The following is an 18,805-nucleotide window of genomic DNA, read 5'->3' on the forward strand; positions in this document are numbered from 1 at the left end:
CTCAGTCGTCGTGATGACCCGGCAGCACCGCGCCAATCACCTGTTTCGCAGTCTGCACGATCACGCTGCCTTCGTTCGGATCGCCCTTCATCAGCGTGGAGGCAAATGCCTTTGCCTGGGCGAGCGTGATATGCGGCGGCAACGGTGCAATGTTCGGGTCGGCCTTCACTTCGATCACGACAGGACGATCCGACGCGAGCGCGGCGTCCCACGCCGCGCCCATCTGTTCAGCGTCGTCCACATAAATGCCTTTCAGGCCGATCAGTTCCGCGAACCTGTGATACGGCACGGAAGGAATGTCCTGCGACGCCTCGAACTTCGGATCGCCTTCCATCACTCGCTGTTCCCACGTGACCTGGTTCAGATCCTGATTGTTCAGCACCATGCAAATCCAGCGCGGATCGGTCCATCCTTTCCAGTACTTCGATACGGTGATGAGTTCCGCCATGTTGTTCATTTGCATGGCACCGTCGCCGACGAGCGCGATCACGGGCCGCTCGGGGTAGGCGAACTTCGCCGCTATGGCGTAGGGCACCGCCGCGCCCATCGACGCAAGTCCGCCCGACAGCGAGCACATCATGCCGCGCTGCACTTTCAGGTCGCGTGCATACCAGTTCGCGCACGAACCCGAATCGCTCGTGACGATGGCATTCGACGGAACGCGCGGCGACAATTCCCACACGGTGCGTTGCGGATTGACTGCGTTTTTGCCGGGCTCGTGCGCGCGTTTGTCGAGCGTCTTCCACCAACTCGCCATCCAGCCTTCGATGGTCTTGCGCCACGCGCGGTCCTGCTTCTGTTCGAGCAAGGGCAAAAGCGCGCGCAACGTTTCCGCGCTATCGCCGACGAGATTCACTTCCATCGGATAGCGCAGGCTCAGCATGTCGGCCTTCAAATCGATCTGCACGCCGCGCGCCGCGCCTTCCTTCGGCAGAAACTCCGAGTACGGAAAGCCCGAGCCGATCATCAGCAACGTATCGCACTCGGTCATCAGGTCGTAACTCGGCTTGGTGCCGAGCAGGCCGATCGAACCCGTGACCCACGGCAGATCGTCGGGCAACGCGGCTTTGCCGAGCAGCGCCTTCGCGACACCCGCACCGAGTTTTTCGGCGACGGCGATCACTTCGTCTGTCGCGTGCAGCGCGCCCGCGCCGACCAGAATCGCGACCTTCTTGCCGGCATTGAGCACGTCGGCGGCTTGCTGAAGATCTTCTGCATGAGGAACGAGGTGCGGTGCGCGATAGCCGACACCCGAATGCAAGGTGCCATGCTTGCGCGCGGGCGGCTCATAGGGCAGATCTTGCAGATCGTTCGGCAGAATGAGCGCGGTCACCTTGCGCTCGGAAAGGGCGGTACGCACCGCGCGATCGACCAGATGGCGCACTTGCGCGGGCACCGCGGCTTGTCCGACGAAAGCGCCCGCCACGTCCTTGTACAGCGAAAGGAGGTCGACTTCCTGCTGATAGTGCCCCCCGAGCGCCGCGCGTGCCTGCTGTCCGGTGATGGCGAGCACGGGCATGTGGTCCATGCGCGCGTCGTAAAGTCCGGTGATCAGATGCGATGCGCCAGGTCCCGAGGTCGCGATACACACGCCGAGTTCGCCGGTGAATTTTGCATGGGCGGATGCCATGAACGCCGCCATTTCTTCATGACGTACCTGAATGAATTCGATCGGACCCGGTTGGTCGGTATCTTTGTGACGTTTCTTCGCTTCGCTCTGAGCGCGGTTCAGCGCGCCGAATACGCCATTGATGCCGTCGCCTGGGTAGCCGTAAATGCGGCGCACGCCCCATGCTTGAAGTCGTTCGATGATGAAGTCGCCGACAGTGGTGGACATGGACAACTCCTCTACAAGAGGTTGTAACGCAGACTCAGTTGCAAGTCCCGTTCCGCGTTCTTTCAGTCAGTAAAGATGGGGCGCGTGTTGTTGTCCAATTCGCTGTGCAGTTCGCTCTTCAAATTCATCTGCGGTACAGGAGCGCTTTTTGCTGGGACCCCACACGTGAGATGTGCATGCAGTGCAAGGGAACGCGTTATGAATAAAGTCGTGGTGATAACGGGTGCGGGTGCGGGCGCGGGACGCGCGGCCGCGGAAGAATTCGCGCGGCATGGCTGCGATGTGGCGTTGCTCTCGCGCGATACGGCGCGGCTCGAACGCGCCGTCGGCGAACTGGAAAGCAGGTATGGCGTGCGTGCGCTAGGCATTCCCACGGACGTCGCCGATGCGAAACGTGTAGAGCAGGCGGCCTCGCGCGTGGAAGAGGAGCTTGGCCCTATCGACGTATGGGTCAACGTTGCAATGGCCACTGTCTTCGCGCCGGTCTCGAAGCTCACCGCGGAGGAATTCGAGCGAGGCACGCAAGTGACCTATCTCGGCCAGGTGCATGGCACGATGGCCGCGCTCTCGCGCATGCGCGCGCGCAATCGCGGCACCATCGTCAACGTGGGCTCGGCGCTCGCCTATCGTTCAGTGCCGCTTCAATCGATTTATTGCGGAGCAAAATTCGCGGTTCGCGGCTTTACCGAAGCGCTGCGCTCCGAGATCATTTACGACCGCCTCAAGGTCCATTTGACGATGGTCGATCTGCCCGCGCTGAATACGCCGCAATTCGACTGGTCGCTGAACAAGATGGGCAGGAAGGCAAAACCGGTCGCGCCGATCTTCGAACCGGAAGTGGCTGCGCGCGCGATCTATTTCGCGGCAACGCATAAGCGCCGGCAGATATGGGTTGGCTTTCCGACGGTGAAGGCGATTCTTGCCAACCGCGTCGCGCCCGGATTGCTCGACAAATATCTGGCGAAGGCCGGTTATGAAGGGCAGCTCACCGACGAGCCGCTCGATCCGAATGCACCCAGCAATCTGTTCGATCCCGTGCCCGGCGACTATGGCGCGCACGGACGGTTTGGCAGCGAGTCGAAGGACGCGAGTGGAGAAATGTTCGCGGTCCGGCATCATCGCTTTTTATGTGCTTTGGCGGGCATTGGCATTGCGGGCGGCATCGGTCTTTTGATCAGAAAAGGTCGCGGCGCGTAAAGCGCGCGGTATGCGATGCCTGGTTGGCAGGCGAAAGAAAGCGGGATCGGTGACAATACGCGTTTCACCATCGCTTTCAGGAAAGTCATGTCCAAACCGCTCACAATCGACTTCGTCTCTGATATCGCGTGCCCCTGGTGTGCAATCGGCCTTTCGTCGCTGCAACTCGCCTTGTCGCGCCTGGGCGATGCGGTTGACGCGCAGATCGTCGTCCATCCGTTCGAGCTGAATCCGCAAATGGGTCCAGAGGGCGAGGCGATTGTCGATTATCTCGGCAAGAAGTATGGGCGCACGCCGGAGCAGATTGCAGAAACACAGGCCATGATTCGCGAGCGCGGCGCAAGCGTCGGCTTCGACTTCGGTCCGCGCCTGTATGTCTATAACACTTTCGATGCGCACCGCCTGCTGCATTGGGCCGGTCTCGAAGGCAAGCAGTTGCCGCTTAAACTCGCGTTGCTGCGCGCCTATCATTCGGACGGCAAGGACCCGAGCAATCATGACGTGCTCGTGGAAGCGGCCGTGTCCGTGGGACTCGACGCGAATGCGGCGCGCACAGTGCTGCAAAACGGCGCCTACGCCGACGATGTCCGCGCCGAAGAAAAGGAATTTCAATCGCATGGCATCGACTCGGTGCCGGCCATCATTTTCAATCGCCGCTATCTGGTGAGCGGCGGCCAGCCTGTCGAAACCTTCGAGCAGGTCATCCAGCAGATTCTGGCCGAAGCGTAACGCGGCGCTTGCAGTTTGAACGCTTGGGCCTGTGCGACGACAGGCCCGTTACGACGTCAACGCAGTCCTGCCGCGTTTATCGCTGGACGCGCGTGAGCGCGCGTCGCCGAACGGCACCCATCGGATAAGATAACGGCCCTCGCGTCCATTTTTCCCGCTTAAAAGGAGTGCTTTCAGTGATTCAGCCAGGCAACGTATTCAAGGAGAACCTTGCTCAAATGCCCGCTATCGACGGTATCGAGCGCATCGATCTGATCGACGCGCAAGGCGCGGTGGTGGCGAGCATCGAGAACAAGCCAGGCAAGCAGGGCTCGCTTGCTGTGTACAACTATTTGCAGCAGACGTTCGGAACGCTGAACGCTGAAGCGGCGGAGCACGGTCTCGCGGTATTCGGCGAACATACCTTGGACGCGCGCAACCGGCCAGGCGCTCATCCGAATGTGGATCATCTGCTGGCGATTGCGTCAGGCGCGCCGGCGTTGCGCATCGAAATCATTGCGGCGGCCTGAGCGCGCATCCGGCATTTTCAGCCGCTCCGGTTTGTTCGCGGTTTATTCGAGCCGGGCCGCGTGCTTCTGCCGCGAAGCACGGCCGAAGACCGCGCGGTCGGCAAGCCAGACCGCGACGAGCGTTACGCCCATCAATGGAAACACGGTGCCGAGCAGAATGAGACCGGTTTTCCAGCCGCGCATCGGCGGCGCGGCCTTCTCTCGCGAAGGCGCGCCGAGCGAGCGTTGCGGCCTGCGCTTCCACCACATCACGCAACCGGTCACGGCCATCGCCGCGAGACCGAGCGAAATCGCGGCGCACAGAATCTGATTGGCGACGCCGAAATAGCGGCCCATATGCAATGACGTGCCGTACGACACCGCCTTCGATACCGCACCGTAATCCTCATAGCGAATGTCTTTCAGCACCGCGCCACTGTACTGGTCCATGTAAATAGTGCGTTCGAGTTTCGGATCGGCTGGAAAGTACGAGACGGTATACACGCCCGTCGACGACGCGGGCAATGCGATGTTGTAGCCGCTCGTCACACCGAGCCATGCCGCTTGCGCGACGATGTGTCCAAGCGGCAATGCGGTGGCTGCTTTTGCATCGGCGGAAGCGGGCACGCGTGCGTTGCCGACCGCCCAAGGCGTTTGCGGAAGCGGCAAGTCGTCCATCACCATGCCGGGCATCGAGTCCATCTGCGCGGCGTGTCCTTCGTGTTCGGCGGTCGTCGTGCCTTCGGCGTTTGCATCTTTCGCGTGGCCGCTTGTTGCATGAGGCAGTACGGAGCGCAACGGCAAGCCGCCCCACGTGCCCGGCGGCGCGCCGAGTCTGGCGGCAGTGGCGAGCGCCTTGAACTGCTTGCCCCACGAGCCCGACCACGGAAGACCCGACAGCACGAAAAGAAGCGCGCCCAATGCGAGCCAGATGCCCATGACCGCGTGGATGTTCTTCCAGAGCGGCCGTCCCTTCAGCGTCAAACGCGGCACGAGTGCATCTCGCACGGTGATTGCCGCGCGCGGCCACCACAATGCAACGCCCGTGCCGATCATCACCAGTGTCCAACACGCGGCAAGCTCCATCAGCAGCTCGCCTGGTTTGCCGAGCAACAGCTTGCGATGAAGCATGCGGTCCACCTGCATGAAGCGACGATCGACACTCAACGTGCCAAGCACTGCTCCACTATAGGGATTGAGATAGACGCTCTGCCTGTCGCCATCCGCGAGACGAAAGACGAATTCGGCGCTGCTTTGCGGGGACTTCGTGATGGCGGCCGTTACCGCGACGGCATCGGGTGGCATGGCCGCACGCGCTCGCGCGAGCAGCAGGTCTTCCGATAGTCGCGGCGTGCCGTGCTGTTCGACGACCAGAAGCTTCGGATAAAGCAGCGGTTCGATTTGCGGCTGAAAACAGTACAGCGTACCGGTAATGGCGAGCACGATGAGAAACGGCATCACGAAGAGGCCGGCGTAAAAGTGCCATCGCCATAGAGTGCGATAGCCGTTACTGTTATTCGCCGTGCTGGAAGCGGTTTCAGGTTGAACGATGGTGGACATGAAATCCTTTTGAAGCTAATGATCGGGCCTAAGCGCGTAAGTTCTGGAAGGGCGCGTTACATGCGCAGCTTCGCTTCCACATAAAACGTGCGGCCCGGATACGGGTGATAGACGAAGTAGCGCGCGTCGAAAATGTTGTCTACGCCAATGCCGATTTCACTCAGCCTGGTAGGCTTGAAAGTGAACTTCGCGTCCGCCACCGTGTATGAACTCGTACCGCCGAATACATCTGGATTCGTATCGGCATTTGTGAGCGTGTTGTATTGGCGTCCCGAGTAGCGCGCGGCGAGTGTGAGTGCGGAACGCTCGTCGAAACGATAAGTTGCCGCAATGTTCGCGCGCCACAATGGAATGCGATAAAAGTATTTGCCGACGCTCGCCGGGTTCTGCGCATTGGCGATGATCTTCGACTGCGTATATGCGACGCTCGCCATCAGATCCAGCCCGCGCACAAAGACGTTTTCGCCCGAGTAGCTGGTTTCAACACCGCGTGAGCGCACCTTGCCGATGTTCTGGAAGTTCGTCACGTTAGGAATGACGGTTGTGTCGGTCTGACTGAAGATCGTGTTCTTCACGTCGTCCTGAAACAGCGAGAAGCGGAAGATGCCATTCCAGTGCGCCCATTCGGCAGTCAGTTCTTTTGAAAGATCGTCTTCGGGTTTCAGGTTCGGGTTGTTATTCACGATCGCCGAGCCGCTGATTTTCCCTTGAAACAATTCGCCCACGGTCGGAAAACGATACGCGCGGCCGATCGAGGCGCGCAATGTCAGGTCGTCGCTGACGTCGAACGAGAGCGACGCTTTTGGCGAAAAGTGCCGGTCGCTCGCGTTGCTGAGCGCAATGGTTTTTCCGGACGTTGCCTGTGATCCGTCATACGCGCGCCAGTCTTCATAACGCACGCCGTACACGAGCTTCCAGCGCGGCAAAAAGCGCCACGCATCTTGCGCATAGAGTGCCTGGGTTTGTGTCTTGCCGGCGAATGCATTGGCGAACGAAGTGACCGCGCCGTCGCGCCAGTTGAGCGTGGAGTAGGTCTCGTTGTCGAGAAAGTAGTTGTCGTAGTGATAGCCGAAACTCAGCGCGTGATTCGCGAGACCTGCCTGCGCGGACGCGGGTGTGTAAGTTGTTCGCAAGTCGAGCGTCTTCCATCCGGTGCCGTCGCCGAATGTGACCGTGCCCGCGCCATTGCCGGGCGCGCCGGAATTCGCGAGGCGTGCCACGCTATTGCCGATGTCGTAATACGACGCGATCGCCTCGCCATTCCAGCCGCTTGCATTGCGCGTTTTCAACGACACGCCGTACAGCCAGTTCTCACTGTGCCCGAGGCTCGGCGCGAGCGCGGCGGCTGGAATCGCGTACTCATAGCCGTCGATTGCCACTTTGCCGCTGTAGACGGGGTTGTCGTTTGCATCGCGCAGGAAACTCGACGTCTCGCTGTTATAAGTTTGATGCCAATAGCCGAGAGTGAAGCCGCCTTGCAGCGTCGGCGTGAAGTCGTACTGCATCTTCAGCTTGAACTGATCCTGCACGGTGTGTTCGATGCCTTCGCCATTCACGCCGAGTACCGCCGTCGGCGTGTTCGTCTGATTGTTGTAGAAGTACGCGCCGGTCACAGGCGTGTCGCCGGCTCGGGCTGGCGTGCCCGATTTCGCGAGCGTGGCGAATTGCAGCGGCTGACTCGTGTTCTCAAGATGATTCACGCCGAGCAGGTACGAGAACTTGCCGATCCGGTCGCCGATGGAAGCACTCGCCTGGCTGCCGTTGAAATTCTGGTTCACGCCATAGAGACTGAAGTGCTGCGTAAATGCCTTCACGTCGGCTTCCGCTTCGAATTTCTTCGGCATGCGCGTGCTGATCAATACCGTCGCGCCGAGCGAATTGCCCGGATAGAGAGCGGAATACGGGCCATAAATCACATCGACTTGCTGGATTTCGTCGGGAAAGACCATCGACCAGCGCGGCGGAAAAGAATAGCTGTTGCCGAGCAGATTGCTGAGCAGCAGGCCGTCTGCATAGACTAGACCGCGCGCGCTCTGCGTGTTGCTGGTGCCGCGCACGGCGATGATCGAATTCAGGTCGCCGATAAAACGCTTGCGGACCGCGAGGTTCGGCATGTACTTCAACACGTCTTCGGTATTGACGACATTCCAGTTGGCGAATTGATCGCGCGTGACCGTTTCGACCGAGGCGGGCAGATTCGGATCGACGGCGCGCGTCGCGGCAGTCGGATTGGCCGTGGCCGTTGCGCTAACGTTGACGGCCGGCAGCGAGGTATCGGCGCCGACCGTGTCGGCATGAACTGGCGACGCGGCGAACGCGATCGCGGCAGCGGGGAAGGCGGCGGGCAAATACGCTGAAAAAGAACTTTGCCGCAGGCGCAAGAACGCGAGGCCCCGATGCGCGCGAACGGGCAGCCTTCGCAATGCGAAGATGAACATGACAGTTTCCTTGATGCAGTGAACGGACGATCGCGCGCGTCGTCGTCGGATGCGACGAACGCGACGACTACGCGATCAGGAACAACGGCGATCAGGAAACGGCAGGCGGTGCTCTAGGGCGTCCCGAAGGGAACGCGCCGAGTGGCGTGAAGCGGGTGGAGAGAGTGGGCGGTGCGGTACCGGCGATCAACACCATAACCGGCGGTTCGGTTGCGGCCACCGCTGGCATCGCCACGTGATGCTGCAACAGATGACAGTAGCCGCAAGCGCCGAATGCGTCGTCGTGGCTGAGATGAATCGCCGTCGTGTCGGCGGTGCCGGCGTGGTCCGCTGCACTGGGCGCCGGGTTTTGCAGTGCCGAACACAATGCGGCAATCGGCTCGTGCGCGCGGCTCGACGCCAGCGTTTGACTCACGATTGGCGCGAACACGACGAGCCACATGGCGATGAGGCCAAGCCAGGCAGTCAGTCGGTTGCGCAAACGTGGAGTCATGGCGATGAACAGGGGAAACGCGGGCGATTCTAGCACCGTAGAGTGCTTTTTTTCGACTGATCCCGGTTATACCGGCGGATTGGCCGTGGAAATCCCCTCATTTCCCGCCGTTACATTCGCGCCGGATCGCTTAATCTGCGTGGTACATGTTGCTCTTCAAGGTTGTTCTTCGAGCGACATGGGCGCGCCGCAGTCGGACGCCCGCTTTGCATCGTTATCCAATTCATGACTCATACGCGCACGCTTGTCTCCCCGATCACACAACTCAACCAGCAGGCGATTGCGCTGTACTCGGCGGACGACTTCGCCGGGGCTTTATCGACGGTGCTCCCGATAGTCGAGCCTGAAAGCGCGATAGAAGACGATGCAACGGTTCAGGACATGGCCGACGCGCTCAACATTGCGGGCGCCGCATCGTGCCGCCTCGGCAAAGCGGAAGACGCCGAACGCTACTGGCGCCGATGCCTGCACGCGAAGCCCGCTTACGCGCAGGTGTATGAAAGCCTTGGCGCGCTGCTGAGATCGTGCGGACGCCTGTCGGCCGCCAAAGCCATGTACCGGCAATTGATCGCGCTGCGCCCCGATCATGCCGACGCGCACAATCAACTCGGCGCCGTGCTCTACGCGCAGGGCTATCGCGAGGACGCCGAGGCATCGTATCGTGCGGCGCTCGCGCTTCGTCCGGAGCATGCGGAGGCGCACTACAACCACGGCATCGTGCTGCACGATCTGCGACGCCTGCATGAAGCCGAAACGGCCTATCGCGAGACGCTGCTTCGTTTGCCGGCGCATGCAGAGGCGCATAACAATCTGGGTAACGTCCTGATGGATCTGGGGCGTGTCGTGGAAGCCGATGCCGCTTATCGCGAGGCGCTGACCATCAGGCCGCAATATCCCGAGGCGTTGAACAACCTGGCGGGTGCGCTGAAGGCCGCGCATCGTCTGACCGAAGCCGAGCTTGCGTGTCGTCTTGCATTGACCCTGCGTCCCGATTACGCAGAAGCTCATGTGAATCTCGGCGCGGTGCTGAGCGATCTCGAGCGTTTGCGCGAAGCCGAGGCGGCTTATCGCAATGCAATCTCGCTTCGCCCGAACTATGCGGAGGCGCATTACAACCTCGGCGTTGCGCTCTTCAAACTCGAACGTCTGGATGAAGCCGTCGCGGCTTATCGCGAGGCTATTCGCTCGCGGCCTGGCATCGCGCCCGCGCATAACAATCTTGGCTGCGTACTGCGTTTGCTCGATCGTTTGCCGGAGGCCGTCGAAGCCTTCCAGGAGGCGCTAGGCACCTGCCCCGAACTGGCGGAAGCGCATTACAACCTCGGCGCCGCATTGGCGCAACTCGGGCATTTGCCCGAAGCCGAGCGCGCCTATCGTCGCGCGCTTGAACTGCGCAGCGATTACAGCGACGCGCACTTCGGGCTCGCGGTGCTGCTGCTCGGCATGGGCCGTTTCGAGGAAGGTTGGCGGCGCTATGAATGCCGGTATGTGCAAACGGGTTTCGTGCATCGGCAGACCGCCGAGCGGCTCAGTTGTCCGCCATGGCAGGGCGACGCGCTGTCGGGCCGCTCGTTGCTCGTCTGGCAGGAAGACGGTCTCGGCGACATGCTGCAATTCAGCCGCTACTTCGCTTTGCTCAAGGCGCAGGGTGCCGTGCATATCGCGTTTGCGTGCGCGCCCGCGCTGCATCGGCTGATGGCGAGCGTTGACGGTGTCGATGTCGTGCTCGATCACGAAGCGGCCGCCGCCCGCGCATCCACCTTCGATTGCTGGACGAGCTTGCTGAGTGCGCCGCTGCATATGCGCACGACGGTCGATACGATTCCTCGACCAGTCCGGTTGAATGTCGAGCCTTCGCTCATCGAACAATGGCGGCCTTTGCTCGATGCGTTGCCGCCTGGCCGCAAGATCGGTCTCGTGTGGAAGGGCAACGCGAAGCATCATAACGATGCGAACCGCTCGATTCCCTCGCTTGCCACGCTCGCGCCGCTGTGGAGCGTGAAAGGCCTGAGCTTCGTGAGTCTGCAAAAAGGACAGGGCGAAGACGAAGCGCGCAATCCACCAGACGGTCAACCCTTGCTCGACCTCGGCTCGATGGCAACCGACTTCGCCGACACCGCCGCGATCATCGCGCAACTCGATCTGGTGATTTGCGTGGATACGTCCACCGCGCATCTCGCCGCGTCGCTCGGTAAACCGTGCTGGGTGATGCTGCCGGAAAAAGATGTGGACTGGCGATGGATGCACGAGCGCGGCGATTCGCCGTGGTATCCGCATACGCTGCGGCTATTTCGCCGCGAGCGAGGCGAGGGCTGGCCCGTGACGGTAGAAAGAATGCGGCAGGCATGCGCCGGGCGATTCGGCGCGTCGAGCTAGTTACGACGCTTCGGCTATCTGCATGTGATAAAGGCCCCAAGGCGACAATTCGAAGCGGTCCTTGAGCGGCTTGCTCGACAACTCGGGAATGTTGTCCGCGTCATAAATGGCCCAAAGCGGCCCGACACCGCCGAGCGACAGCGGCTTTCCATCCATGTGCGTGGCCACGATGAAGCGGTACGCGCGCACCGTGTCGAGTGTCGTCATGACCGCGTAGCCGTCCACGGCGTGCATCACGATTTGCGTGCTGCCCGCGCCTGGCGCGCCGACGTGTTCGAGCAGGTCGGTGAGAAGCGGGCCGCTCAATGCATGCTGCCGCGAATCGTATTCGACAGTGGGCCTGATCGTGACCGAGGGCAGGCTCGTGATCGACGAAAGATCCACACCGAATGCCTCTGTGAACTTCACCTGATGTTTGGCGAGTAACTGGTCGAATGCGGGATCGAGCGCGCCGCGGTTGTGACGCTTGATCGCGCCGCTCACGGTCAGTACGACTGGCGACGCGTGCGTGCTCACATTGCGTTGAGGCTTCGCGGCGAATGCGGGACTCATGCTCGCCCCGAGCAGCGCCGCGCCGGAAAGGAATTGACGTTTGTTCATGTGATCTTCTCCGGCCGGTCAATCAAGAATGACAATGCCCACGAATTCCGCGCTAGCTCGTCACAATCGACATTGAAAAGCCATCCCATCCTTTTGTGCCGACGGTTTGAACCGCCGTGGAGTCGAGTCGCGGATTCGTGCCGAGCAGCCTGAAGAATTCATGCAGACCGGCCACGTCGGGGTCCGTGCTCGCGAGATCCGCAATGCGGCCACGGCGAATGACATTATCGCCTACGATCAGCGTGCCGACGCGACTCAACTGCAACGATAGACGAAGGTACTCGGGATAGCTTTTCTTGTCGACGTCGAGAAAGATCATGTCGAACGGTTCGACGTTATCGGCGACGAACTTTTCCAGCGTGTGCGCGGCGGCGCCTACCATGATCGATGCAACGCCCGATACGCCCGCGCGATCCAGATTCGCTCGCGCCACCTGCGCGTATTCCTTGTTTGCTTCAAGAGAAATGAGCTGGCCGTTCGTCGGCAGTGCTCTCGCGAGCCAGATCGTGCTGTAGCCGCCCAACGTGCCGACTTCGAGAATGCGCCGCGCGCCGCGCAGTTTCGCGAGCAGATGCAGCAGCTTGCCCTGATTGGGCGCGACGTTGATGTTCGGCAGGCCTGCTTCTGCGCTCGCGCGCAATGCGGCGTCGAGCGTGGCGTCGGCGGGTAGAAGACTGCGGGCCAGATACTCGTCGATGACATTCCATTGAACCTGATCCATTGTTTCTCCTGAATGCGGCAGGTTACTTCGCCCGTTTCGGTTTGGACTTTTTGCCGGATACGTTCAATTCGATGGCGGCATGTATAAGCGCTTTAAATGCTTTCGCGTCGAGCGCTTCTCCTTCGTGAATGTCGATGGCTCGCCTGACATTGCCGTCGAGACTCGAGTTGAAAAGCTTCGCCGGATCGTTCAATGACGCGCCTTTCGTGAAAGTCAGCTTGACGACCGACTTGTAAGACTCGCCCGTGCAGATGATTCCGTCGTGCGACCAAACGGGCGTGCCCATCCACTTCCATTCTTCCACGACGTCCGGGTCGGCTTCCTTGATGAGCTTGCGGATTGCACTCAAGGTATCGCCGCGCCAGTCGCCGAGATCGGCGATCCGTTGATCGATCAACCCGGAGGCCGATAGCGTTTCAGTTGAAGCCGGCTTGTTCACTTTGTTCTCCTGAGCTTGCTGCGCTTGCCGCATTCAGAGCCCGAATTGCTTCGCGTATTCGGTGTTCAGGCGTGGCCAGTCGAACTTCATTGCGTCGCCGGCGACGATACGCCCGAGCGGATCATTCGCAACGAAGTGATCGAGTACATCGAGGCAGATGTGCCAGCCGGCCGCGCCCATCGAAATGAAGTTGCGCTCGATGTTGTGCCACAGCGTGAGGCGCGTGCCGTTGCCGAGCGCTTCGAGTTGCCAGCGAAGATCATTGTCGCCCCAGCGATATTCCAGCACGTTCGGCGCATCGGCGCGCGTCACGTGAGTGTCGGAGACTTGCGGCGTGGGCATGCCGACGGTCGAGAGCCTGACGGGGCCGACCGAAGCGAGGCTGTGGTCCGCGTCGAAAGGCGCCCATTCGCGCAGACTGACCGGATCGGTGAGCGCTTGCCACACTTTCTCCGGCGAATGGCGCAACTCGCGCACGAGCACGAGTGTCCACTTGTCTCCCTCCTTGCGAATCTCGGCGCCGGTAGCGGGGCCGGGTTTGTATGAGTCGCGACTGTTCATCGTTTCTTCTCCTTACGGCGCGGTGCGGGGTTTGTCTGGTCGAGATGACGCTCGAGAGCGTCGAGGTGAACCGACCAGAACTGGCGGAACGGAGCGAGCCACGCGTCGATCTCCATGAGCGGCTCCGGTTTGATACGGTAGAGACGCCGCTGTGCGTCGACGCGCGACTCCACGAAACCGGCTTCGCGAAGCACCCGTAGATGCTTGGAAACCGAAGGTTGCGAAAGCTTGAGCTGCGCCTCGATATCGCCCACGGACTGCTCGGACAATGCAAGCAGACTGAGGATGGCGCGGCGGCTCGGCTCGGCGATGATGGCGAAAGATGACTCCATGACGTGTATATACTTCATCGGGTATATATGTGTCAAGTTGGGTCGATGGGGTGTTTGCCACAGGATGCAGCACGCATTCGCGCATCGGCGGATTAGCAGCGGCGATCGCTTTGCCGCTTTCGATGCACTTTGGGCCGTTCGTGTCGGCATCCTGATTGATGCGGATAGCTATCCGGTCGAAATTGTGCGCATGAAAGCATGGTTGGACGCGGCGCTGCTAATCGCGCCGCATCGAACGGATGGCGTGGGTCGCGACGGCCGTGACTGGACGCAGCCGGAATGTTCGTGGTGTAGAGCGACGGCATCGAACTCGCCGCCCCAAAAGCGCTGAGCGCAACGGAGATGATCGTCGATCCGCTCGGCAGAACCCTGGTTGACATTTCGAGCGGCGTGGCGACGCTCTGCTCGATCGCAGTCGTATTCGATAGCCGGTTGATAGAGACCAGCGCGGGTCGTCAGATGGCTGACGGCGCGTCGTTTTGAACTGTATGGACGGTTAAGCCGTTTGAGGCTTTACGCAAGGGATTTCGATGCGCAAAGCCTCGACCCGAGGCGCGGTCGCGCTTGCATTTGCGCAGCTCTGGCGGAACGGCGCGTTGGCTGGCGCCGGTTCCGGAATCGCGAAAGGGCGGGTGCCTTTATTCCGCGATCCAGAAGCGCGCCTGACGGCCTTGCTTCGACTTCTTGGGACGCTCGACGCGTGCAGTCGCGCCGCGGATGAACAGAACGGCGCCAATTGCGACCGTTGCCCAGATGCAGAGAATTACCGTCAAAGCGCTCATTTTATTTCTCAAACATTGAAAACTGCGGTTGTTCTTTTGGCCGTTTGGTCTTGGCGGCCGGTCAATGCATCGTGGGTTGATTCGCGCCGCCGGAAAGAATCTCGTCGATCAGCCGCGTGCTCAGTCCCAACTGTTCTTCTAACGACGCCCGCGCTGCTTGGGCTGCTGCCGCGTCACCGCATGCGGCTGCATTGTACGTCTGCGTTGCCAGTCGCAACACATTTTGCGAAGCGATGTGTAAGCCGCGCAACAGCTGCGGATCGGTGCCGGGCGCCGGATTGCTCCACTCGGACGCCGCCGGCTCCTGCGAAGCCTTTTCGAAGCTGCGATTCTTACGATGACTTACCGACATTTGAAGCTCCAGAGCGCGATTGGCACAACGTCAGTGTGCCCAGGCCGCACTCGATTCAATTGGTCGAATAGAGGGCAGTTTTGAAGCCAATCCGCGAGTATCCGGGACACCTGCATTTCTTCTGATTAAAGCATGCCGTATGCCCATGCGGGGAACGCATTGCGAATCAAAGGAAGCGCGCCGCGTTCAAGCCGTTCAAAGGCTTGGTGTGCAATGCAACAGAGCTTCGGTAAGCATTGCCGATAAACATTTTAGATGCTTTTGGAGGCCGCTTTAGGTGCGAGGTCGCGGCGCTCGAAATCTACAATGACAACCGCACATAGGCCCGCAATCACACAATCACATATCGGCCCGCCACTCATCGCGCCGGCCAGAGATCCCGAATGGAGACCCGCGATGTCCAGTCGCATACAAACCCGCATTCCCTGCATGATGATTCGCGGCGGCACGTCGAAAGGCGCTTTTTTCATGGCGTCGGACTTGCCGGCCGATCCCGCCGAACGAGACCGCGTGTTGCTCGCCGTGATGGGCTCGCCCGACCCGAGGCAGATCGACGGCATGGGCGGCGCCGATCCGCTGACGAGCAAAGTCGCGATCATCTCGCGCTCCTCGCGCGCGGACGCCGACATCGATTACCTGTTCGCTCAAGTCGTGGTGAACGAGGCGCGCGTCGATTTCGGTCAGAATTGCGGCAATATTCTCGCGGGCGTGGGACCGTATGCGATCGAGCGAGGGCTCGTCGAAGCCGATGAGGGCAGCACGCGCGTGGCCATTCACATGCTGAACACCGGACAAATCGCGGTGGCCACGGTGAGCACGCCGGGCCGACGCGTGACCTATGAAGGCGAAGCGCGCATCGACGGCGTGCCGGGCGGCGCCGCGCCGATTCCGCTGGAGTTCAGGGACACGGCGGGCTCGACTTGCGGCGCGCTGCTGCCGACGGGGCAGCTAAAGGATACGGTGGAGGGCGTGGAAGTGACGTGCATCGACAACGGCATGCCGCTCGTGTTGATGCGCGCACGCGACCTGCAACGCACCGGCTACGAAACGCGCGAGCAACTCGACGCGGATCACGAACTGAAGGCGCGCATCGAGAAAATCCGCCTTGCCGTGGGCCCGATGATGAACCTCGGCGACGTCAGCGCGCGCACTGTGCCGAAGATGTGTCTCGTCGCGGAGCCGCGCAATGGCGGCACGATTTCCACGCGCAGTTTTATTCCGCATCGCTGTCATGCGTCGATCGGCGTGCTCGGCGCGGTGAGCGTCGCGACGGCGGCGGTGTTGCCGGGCACCGTGTGCGACGGCCTCGCCAACGTCGATCCGGACGGCTCGCGCAAATGCGTGTCGGTCGAACACCCGACCGGCGAGTTCACGGTCGAGTTGACGCTAGGCGGCGAGCGCGAGCGTCCCGACGTGTTGAGCGCGGCGTTGCTGCGCACGGCACGCTGGCTCTTCGACGGCGTGGTGGGCATTCCTGCTTCGGTGTGGCAACGGCAGGGCTGAATGCCGCGCTGAATTTAATTCGCGGTGACGCTGAGCGGAGACCGCAATGAATGTGTCACTGTCAGCAGCGCGGCGGGTGATATGCCCTTCGAAAGCGTGCCTGCGGGATCGGGGCGCGATCTTGACTTCACTATCGTGTCAATCTAGGCCATCGCGACGCTCAACGTGCGCATCACGTCCGCTACCGAGAGGCGAATCGCATCGATCAGCGCGCGGGCCGCGGGTGACGGCGTGCCCGCCGCGCGCATCGTCAGGCCAATATCGCGGCGCGTGCTGTGCAGCGGCACATTTAGCACCGTGAGTTGCCCCGCCTGCACCTCGTAGTGCAACTGCTGCGCCGAGAGCGCGGCCACCATGTCCGTGCCGAGCAGCAGGCCGCGAATGACCGCCAGGTCGGCGGTCTCGACAGTGGGCAGCGGCGCTTTGATTTTCATTCGCTTGAACTGCGCTTCGAATAGCGCGCGCGCCGGTGCGTGGCTGCGCGGCAAAATCCACTGCACGTCCCGCAGATCCCCGATGCCCGGCTCGCTTGCGCGCGTGAGCGGATGATCGCGCCGCACGATCAGCACCATGTCTTCGGTCATCAGGCGCTCGTTTTTCAGGCCGCTCGTCGCGTCGTTCTCGCGCAGCGCGCCGAGAATAAAGTCGATGTCGCCCGCGCGCAACGCTGCAACGAGTGCTTCATAGGCGCTTTCGTCGGTGACCACGCGCACGCCCGGATTTTCCGCGCTCATCCTGGCGATGGCTTTCGGCAAGATCAGCGTGCGCCCGAGCGGCAGTGCGCCGACCGTCACCGCGCCTTGAATGTTGCCGCGCAATGCGGCGATATCGTCGGGTACGTGGCGCAATTCGTTCAATGCGCGGCGCACATGAAGCAGGAACGTTTCGCCTTCGGCGGTGAGCAGAATGCCGCGCGGGCTGCGGTGAAAAAGGCTCAAACCCGAGCCGCTTTCGAGCACGCGAACCGCGGTGCTCACGGCGGGCTGACTGATGCCGAAGGTCTTCGCCGCGCTCGGCATATGGCGGTGCCGAGCGAGCGCGACGAAGAGTTGCAGCCGCCGCGTGTTGAGCAGATACGCTGGCAATGCGCCTTCGGCGGCTGGGCGGCGGCGCGCCTGCCGCGCGAGGCACCATTGCGCGAGTTCTTCCAGCTCCGCGAAAATCCGCTCGCAACGAAGCAGCACTGCGCGGCCGACAGGCGTGGGCAGCATGCCCGAGGGGCCGCGATCGAATAGCGCTTCGCCCAGCGCCGACTCCAGTTCCTGCACGGACCGCGTGACCGCCGATTGCGCACGAAACAGCGCGGCGGCGGCGCGCGTTGCACTGCCTCGGTCGGCGACCAGACGGAATGCGCGCAATTGCGCGAGATTGAGCAGGTCCTTGGCGCTCGCGGGCGTCGTGGCCTTCGCGGGCGCTTGCTCAATTGCGTCATGGCCGACGGAAGCGAGCGATGCGTTGCGTGTCATGCCGCGCCCGCGATCAGATGCAAGGAGGGCAGTGACAGATTCAGGCTTTCCTTCGAGATATGCGTGTGTTCTTTCATCAAGGCTTCGACGCGCGCGCTTTCGCCTTTCTTCAATGCGTCGGCAATCGCGTGATGCTGCCGGTGCGCGTATCCGAGCATCATGAACTGGCGCTCGCGCGCGGCTTCGTCGAATGCGATCGTGAAGGGCGAGACAAACGGGATCTTGTCGTTCAGCGCCAACGCGGCGCTCACCGCCGTGTTCTGCGCCGCCTCGATGATGAGCGAGTGAAAGCGCCCGTTCATCTCGGCATAGCGCACGTCGTCGCCGGTTTTCAACTGGCCGTTGCGGAAGATGTCGTCGCCTTCGCGAAGGCAGTCTTCGAGCGCGGCGGCCAGCGCGGCGCCCACGCCGCTCTCGGCAACCGAGCGTGCGGCGAGGCCTTCGAGCACGCCGCGCACGTCGATGGCGTTCAGCACGTCGCGCACGCTGAAGCGGCGCACCACGTAGCCGCGCGCGCCGGAGCGATCGAGCAGTCCTTCGGAAGACAGTACGCTCAATGCGTAGCGCAGCGGCGTGCGCGAGATGCCGAGCCACTGCGCGAGCTGCGCTTCGACGAGCCGCTGTCCGGGCGACAATTCGCCCGCCAGGATTTTCTCGCGTAAGGTCTGAACAATAGCCTGCTGGGTGGTTTCGTTCATCGTTATCTACTCGTTGGACGTCGTCCAGTATAGCCATGCAAACCGCGGCGCACCACGCTTCGCGAGCGGCTTGCGAGTTGGTTTCGTGGGCATCTATTCTGTTTATTGAAAGTGCTTGAAAAAATCCAGCCGTGAAGGGGCCTCTTGCCGGTTCGGGATACCAAGCCAGCCCAGCGTGGAGGCGGCTTCCAGCCCGTGCGTAAGATGTGGAAAGCCCGTCGGTAGCGGTATTG

General features: G+C 61.5%; 19 protein-coding genes. 6 read left to right on the forward strand and 13 right to left on the reverse strand.

Features of this window, described 5'->3' with window-relative positions:
- Position 1: 1 nt before the first annotated feature.
- Complete coding sequence (locus VOM14_RS02675; RefSeq protein WP_327627107.1) at positions 2-1,837, reverse strand: thiamine pyrophosphate-requiring protein; 1,836 nt, start codon at positions 1,835-1,837, stop codon at positions 2-4.
- Between the two features lie 198 nt (positions 1,838-2,035).
- On the opposite strand from VOM14_RS02675, the gene VOM14_RS02680 reads away from it, so the two are divergent.
- The 3 genes from VOM14_RS02680 to VOM14_RS02690 all read left to right on the forward strand — a co-directional run bounded on the left by VOM14_RS02680 (position 2,036) and on the right by VOM14_RS02690 (position 4,272).
- On the forward strand, positions 2,036-3,034 hold the full coding sequence (locus VOM14_RS02680) for an SDR family oxidoreductase (protein ID WP_327627108.1): 999 nt from the start codon (positions 2,036-2,038) through the stop codon (positions 3,032-3,034).
- Positions 3,035-3,121: 87 nt separating this feature from the next.
- Complete coding sequence (locus VOM14_RS02685; RefSeq protein ID WP_327627109.1) at positions 3,122-3,763, forward strand: DsbA family oxidoreductase; 642 nt, start codon at positions 3,122-3,124, stop codon at positions 3,761-3,763.
- 176 nt (positions 3,764-3,939) lie between these two features.
- A complete protein-coding gene (locus VOM14_RS02690; protein ID WP_327627110.1) occupies positions 3,940-4,272 on the forward strand; it encodes a DUF2322 family protein in 333 nt (110 codons plus the stop codon).
- 42 nt (positions 4,273-4,314) lie between these two features.
- On the opposite strand, the gene VOM14_RS02695 is transcribed toward VOM14_RS02690, so the two are convergent.
- From VOM14_RS02695 to VOM14_RS02705, 3 genes are all read right to left on the reverse strand, one after another.
- On the reverse strand, positions 4,315-5,811 hold the full coding sequence (locus tag VOM14_RS02695; RefSeq protein WP_327627111.1) for a PepSY-associated TM helix domain-containing protein: 1,497 nt from the start codon (positions 5,809-5,811) through the stop codon (positions 4,315-4,317).
- Between the two features lie 56 nt (positions 5,812-5,867).
- Positions 5,868-8,249 (reverse strand): TonB-dependent receptor, encoded by a 2,382-nt coding sequence (locus tag VOM14_RS02700; RefSeq protein ID WP_327627112.1) that lies wholly within the window; start codon positions 8,247-8,249, stop codon positions 5,868-5,870.
- Between the two features lie 91 nt (positions 8,250-8,340).
- The gene (locus tag VOM14_RS02705; protein WP_327627113.1) at positions 8,341-8,742 is read right to left on the reverse strand and encodes a DUF2946 domain-containing protein; all 402 of its coding nucleotides are present in this window, start codon (positions 8,740-8,742) and stop codon (positions 8,341-8,343) included.
- A gap of 225 nt (positions 8,743-8,967) precedes the next feature.
- Between VOM14_RS02705 and VOM14_RS02710 the strand changes: the two genes are divergently transcribed.
- On the forward strand, positions 8,968-11,118 hold the full coding sequence (locus VOM14_RS02710) for a tetratricopeptide repeat protein (RefSeq protein ID WP_327627114.1): 2,151 nt from the start codon (positions 8,968-8,970) through the stop codon (positions 11,116-11,118).
- Here VOM14_RS02710 and VOM14_RS02715 read toward each other — a convergent pair whose 3' ends face one another.
- The 5 genes from VOM14_RS02715 to VOM14_RS02735 are packed head-to-tail and all read right to left on the reverse strand — an operon-like array spanning position 11,119 to position 13,771.
- Entirely contained in the window at positions 11,119-11,718 is a 600-nt protein-coding gene (locus VOM14_RS02715) for a molybdopterin-dependent oxidoreductase (RefSeq protein WP_327627115.1), read from the reverse strand.
- A 52-nt stretch (positions 11,719-11,770) separates the two neighbouring features.
- A complete protein-coding gene (locus VOM14_RS02720) occupies positions 11,771-12,439 on the reverse strand; it encodes an O-methyltransferase (protein ID WP_327627116.1) in 669 nt (222 codons plus the stop codon).
- Between the two features lie 22 nt (positions 12,440-12,461).
- Complete coding sequence (locus tag VOM14_RS02725; RefSeq protein ID WP_327627117.1) at positions 12,462-12,878, reverse strand: DUF1801 domain-containing protein; 417 nt, start codon at positions 12,876-12,878, stop codon at positions 12,462-12,464.
- Positions 12,879-12,911: 33 nt separating this feature from the next.
- Entirely contained in the window at positions 12,912-13,439 is a 528-nt protein-coding gene (locus VOM14_RS02730; RefSeq protein ID WP_327627118.1) for an SRPBCC family protein, read from the reverse strand.
- Positions 13,436-13,771 carry an ArsR/SmtB family transcription factor gene (locus VOM14_RS02735; RefSeq protein ID WP_327627119.1) on the reverse strand — a complete coding sequence of 112 codons (336 nt, stop codon included), beginning with the start codon at positions 13,769-13,771 and terminating at the stop codon, positions 13,436-13,438. The genes VOM14_RS02730 and VOM14_RS02735 overlap by 4 nt, the downstream gene beginning before the upstream one ends.
- Positions 13,772-14,113: 342 nt before the next feature.
- On the opposite strand from VOM14_RS02735, the gene VOM14_RS02740 reads away from it, so the two are divergent.
- Positions 14,114-14,254 (forward strand): hypothetical protein, encoded by a 141-nt coding sequence (locus tag VOM14_RS02740; protein ID WP_327627120.1) that lies wholly within the window; start codon positions 14,114-14,116, stop codon positions 14,252-14,254.
- Between the two features lie 155 nt (positions 14,255-14,409).
- Here VOM14_RS02740 and VOM14_RS02745 read toward each other — a convergent pair whose 3' ends face one another.
- Positions 14,410-14,553, reverse strand: coding sequence for a hypothetical protein (locus tag VOM14_RS02745; protein ID WP_327627121.1), 144 nt, complete (start codon positions 14,551-14,553; stop codon positions 14,410-14,412).
- Between the two features lie 61 nt (positions 14,554-14,614).
- Entirely contained in the window at positions 14,615-14,905 is a 291-nt protein-coding gene (locus VOM14_RS02750) for a hypothetical protein (RefSeq protein WP_327627122.1), read from the reverse strand.
- A gap of 396 nt (positions 14,906-15,301) precedes the next feature.
- Between VOM14_RS02750 and VOM14_RS02755 the strand changes: the two genes are divergently transcribed.
- Complete coding sequence (locus VOM14_RS02755; RefSeq protein WP_327627123.1) at positions 15,302-16,408, forward strand: 4-oxalomesaconate tautomerase; 1,107 nt, start codon at positions 15,302-15,304, stop codon at positions 16,406-16,408.
- A gap of 143 nt (positions 16,409-16,551) precedes the next feature.
- Here the strand turns inward: VOM14_RS02755 and VOM14_RS02760 are convergent, their stop codons facing one another.
- Complete coding sequence (locus tag VOM14_RS02760) at positions 16,552-17,874, reverse strand: LysR family transcriptional regulator (protein WP_327627124.1); 1,323 nt, start codon at positions 17,872-17,874, stop codon at positions 16,552-16,554.
- Positions 17,871-18,572, reverse strand: coding sequence for a GntR family transcriptional regulator (locus tag VOM14_RS02765; protein ID WP_327627125.1), 702 nt, complete (start codon positions 18,570-18,572; stop codon positions 17,871-17,873). The genes VOM14_RS02760 and VOM14_RS02765 overlap by 4 nt, the downstream gene beginning before the upstream one ends.
- Positions 18,573-18,805: the final 233 nt, after the last annotated feature.

The sequence above is a fragment of the Paraburkholderia sp. MPAMCS5 genome (assembly GCF_036016995.1).
Lineage (GTDB): Bacteria > Pseudomonadota > Gammaproteobacteria > Burkholderiales > Burkholderiaceae > Paraburkholderia.

Bases quoted from the DNA above. Each gene is read 5' to 3' on its own strand.
- VOM14_RS02675 (WP_327627107.1), bottom strand. From the start codon at position 1,837: ATGTCCACCACTGTCGGCGACTTCATCATCGAACGACTTCAAGCATGG.
- VOM14_RS02680 (WP_327627108.1), top strand. From the start codon at position 2,036: ATGAATAAAGTCGTGGTGATAACGGGTGCGGGTGCGGGCGCGGGACGC.
- VOM14_RS02685 (WP_327627109.1), top strand. From the start codon at position 3,122: ATGTCCAAACCGCTCACAATCGACTTCGTCTCTGATATCGCGTGCCCC.
- VOM14_RS02695 (WP_327627111.1), bottom strand. From the start codon at position 5,811: ATGTCCACCATCGTTCAACCTGAAACCGCTTCCAGCACGGCGAATAAC.
- VOM14_RS02700 (WP_327627112.1), bottom strand. From the start codon at position 8,249: ATGTTCATCTTCGCATTGCGAAGGCTGCCCGTTCGCGCGCATCGGGGC.
- VOM14_RS02705 (WP_327627113.1), bottom strand. From the start codon at position 8,742: ATGACTCCACGTTTGCGCAACCGACTGACTGCCTGGCTTGGCCTCATC.
- VOM14_RS02710 (WP_327627114.1), top strand. From the start codon at position 8,968: ATGACTCATACGCGCACGCTTGTCTCCCCGATCACACAACTCAACCAG.
- VOM14_RS02715 (WP_327627115.1), bottom strand. From the start codon at position 11,718: ATGAACAAACGTCAATTCCTTTCCGGCGCGGCGCTGCTCGGGGCGAGC.
- VOM14_RS02720 (WP_327627116.1), bottom strand. From the start codon at position 12,439: ATGGATCAGGTTCAATGGAATGTCATCGACGAGTATCTGGCCCGCAGT.
- VOM14_RS02730 (WP_327627118.1), bottom strand. From the start codon at position 13,439: ATGAACAGTCGCGACTCATACAAACCCGGCCCCGCTACCGGCGCCGAG.
- VOM14_RS02735 (WP_327627119.1), bottom strand. From the start codon at position 13,771: ATGGAGTCATCTTTCGCCATCATCGCCGAGCCGAGCCGCCGCGCCATC.
- VOM14_RS02740 (WP_327627120.1), top strand. From the start codon at position 14,114: ATGATCGTCGATCCGCTCGGCAGAACCCTGGTTGACATTTCGAGCGGC.
- VOM14_RS02745 (WP_327627121.1), bottom strand. From the start codon at position 14,553: ATGAGCGCTTTGACGGTAATTCTCTGCATCTGGGCAACGGTCGCAATT.
- VOM14_RS02750 (WP_327627122.1), bottom strand. From the start codon at position 14,905: ATGTCGGTAAGTCATCGTAAGAATCGCAGCTTCGAAAAGGCTTCGCAG.
- VOM14_RS02755 (WP_327627123.1), top strand. From the start codon at position 15,302: ATGTCCAGTCGCATACAAACCCGCATTCCCTGCATGATGATTCGCGGC.
- VOM14_RS02760 (WP_327627124.1), bottom strand. From the start codon at position 17,874: ATGACACGCAACGCATCGCTCGCTTCCGTCGGCCATGACGCAATTGAG.
- VOM14_RS02765 (WP_327627125.1), bottom strand. From the start codon at position 18,572: ATGAACGAAACCACCCAGCAGGCTATTGTTCAGACCTTACGCGAGAAA.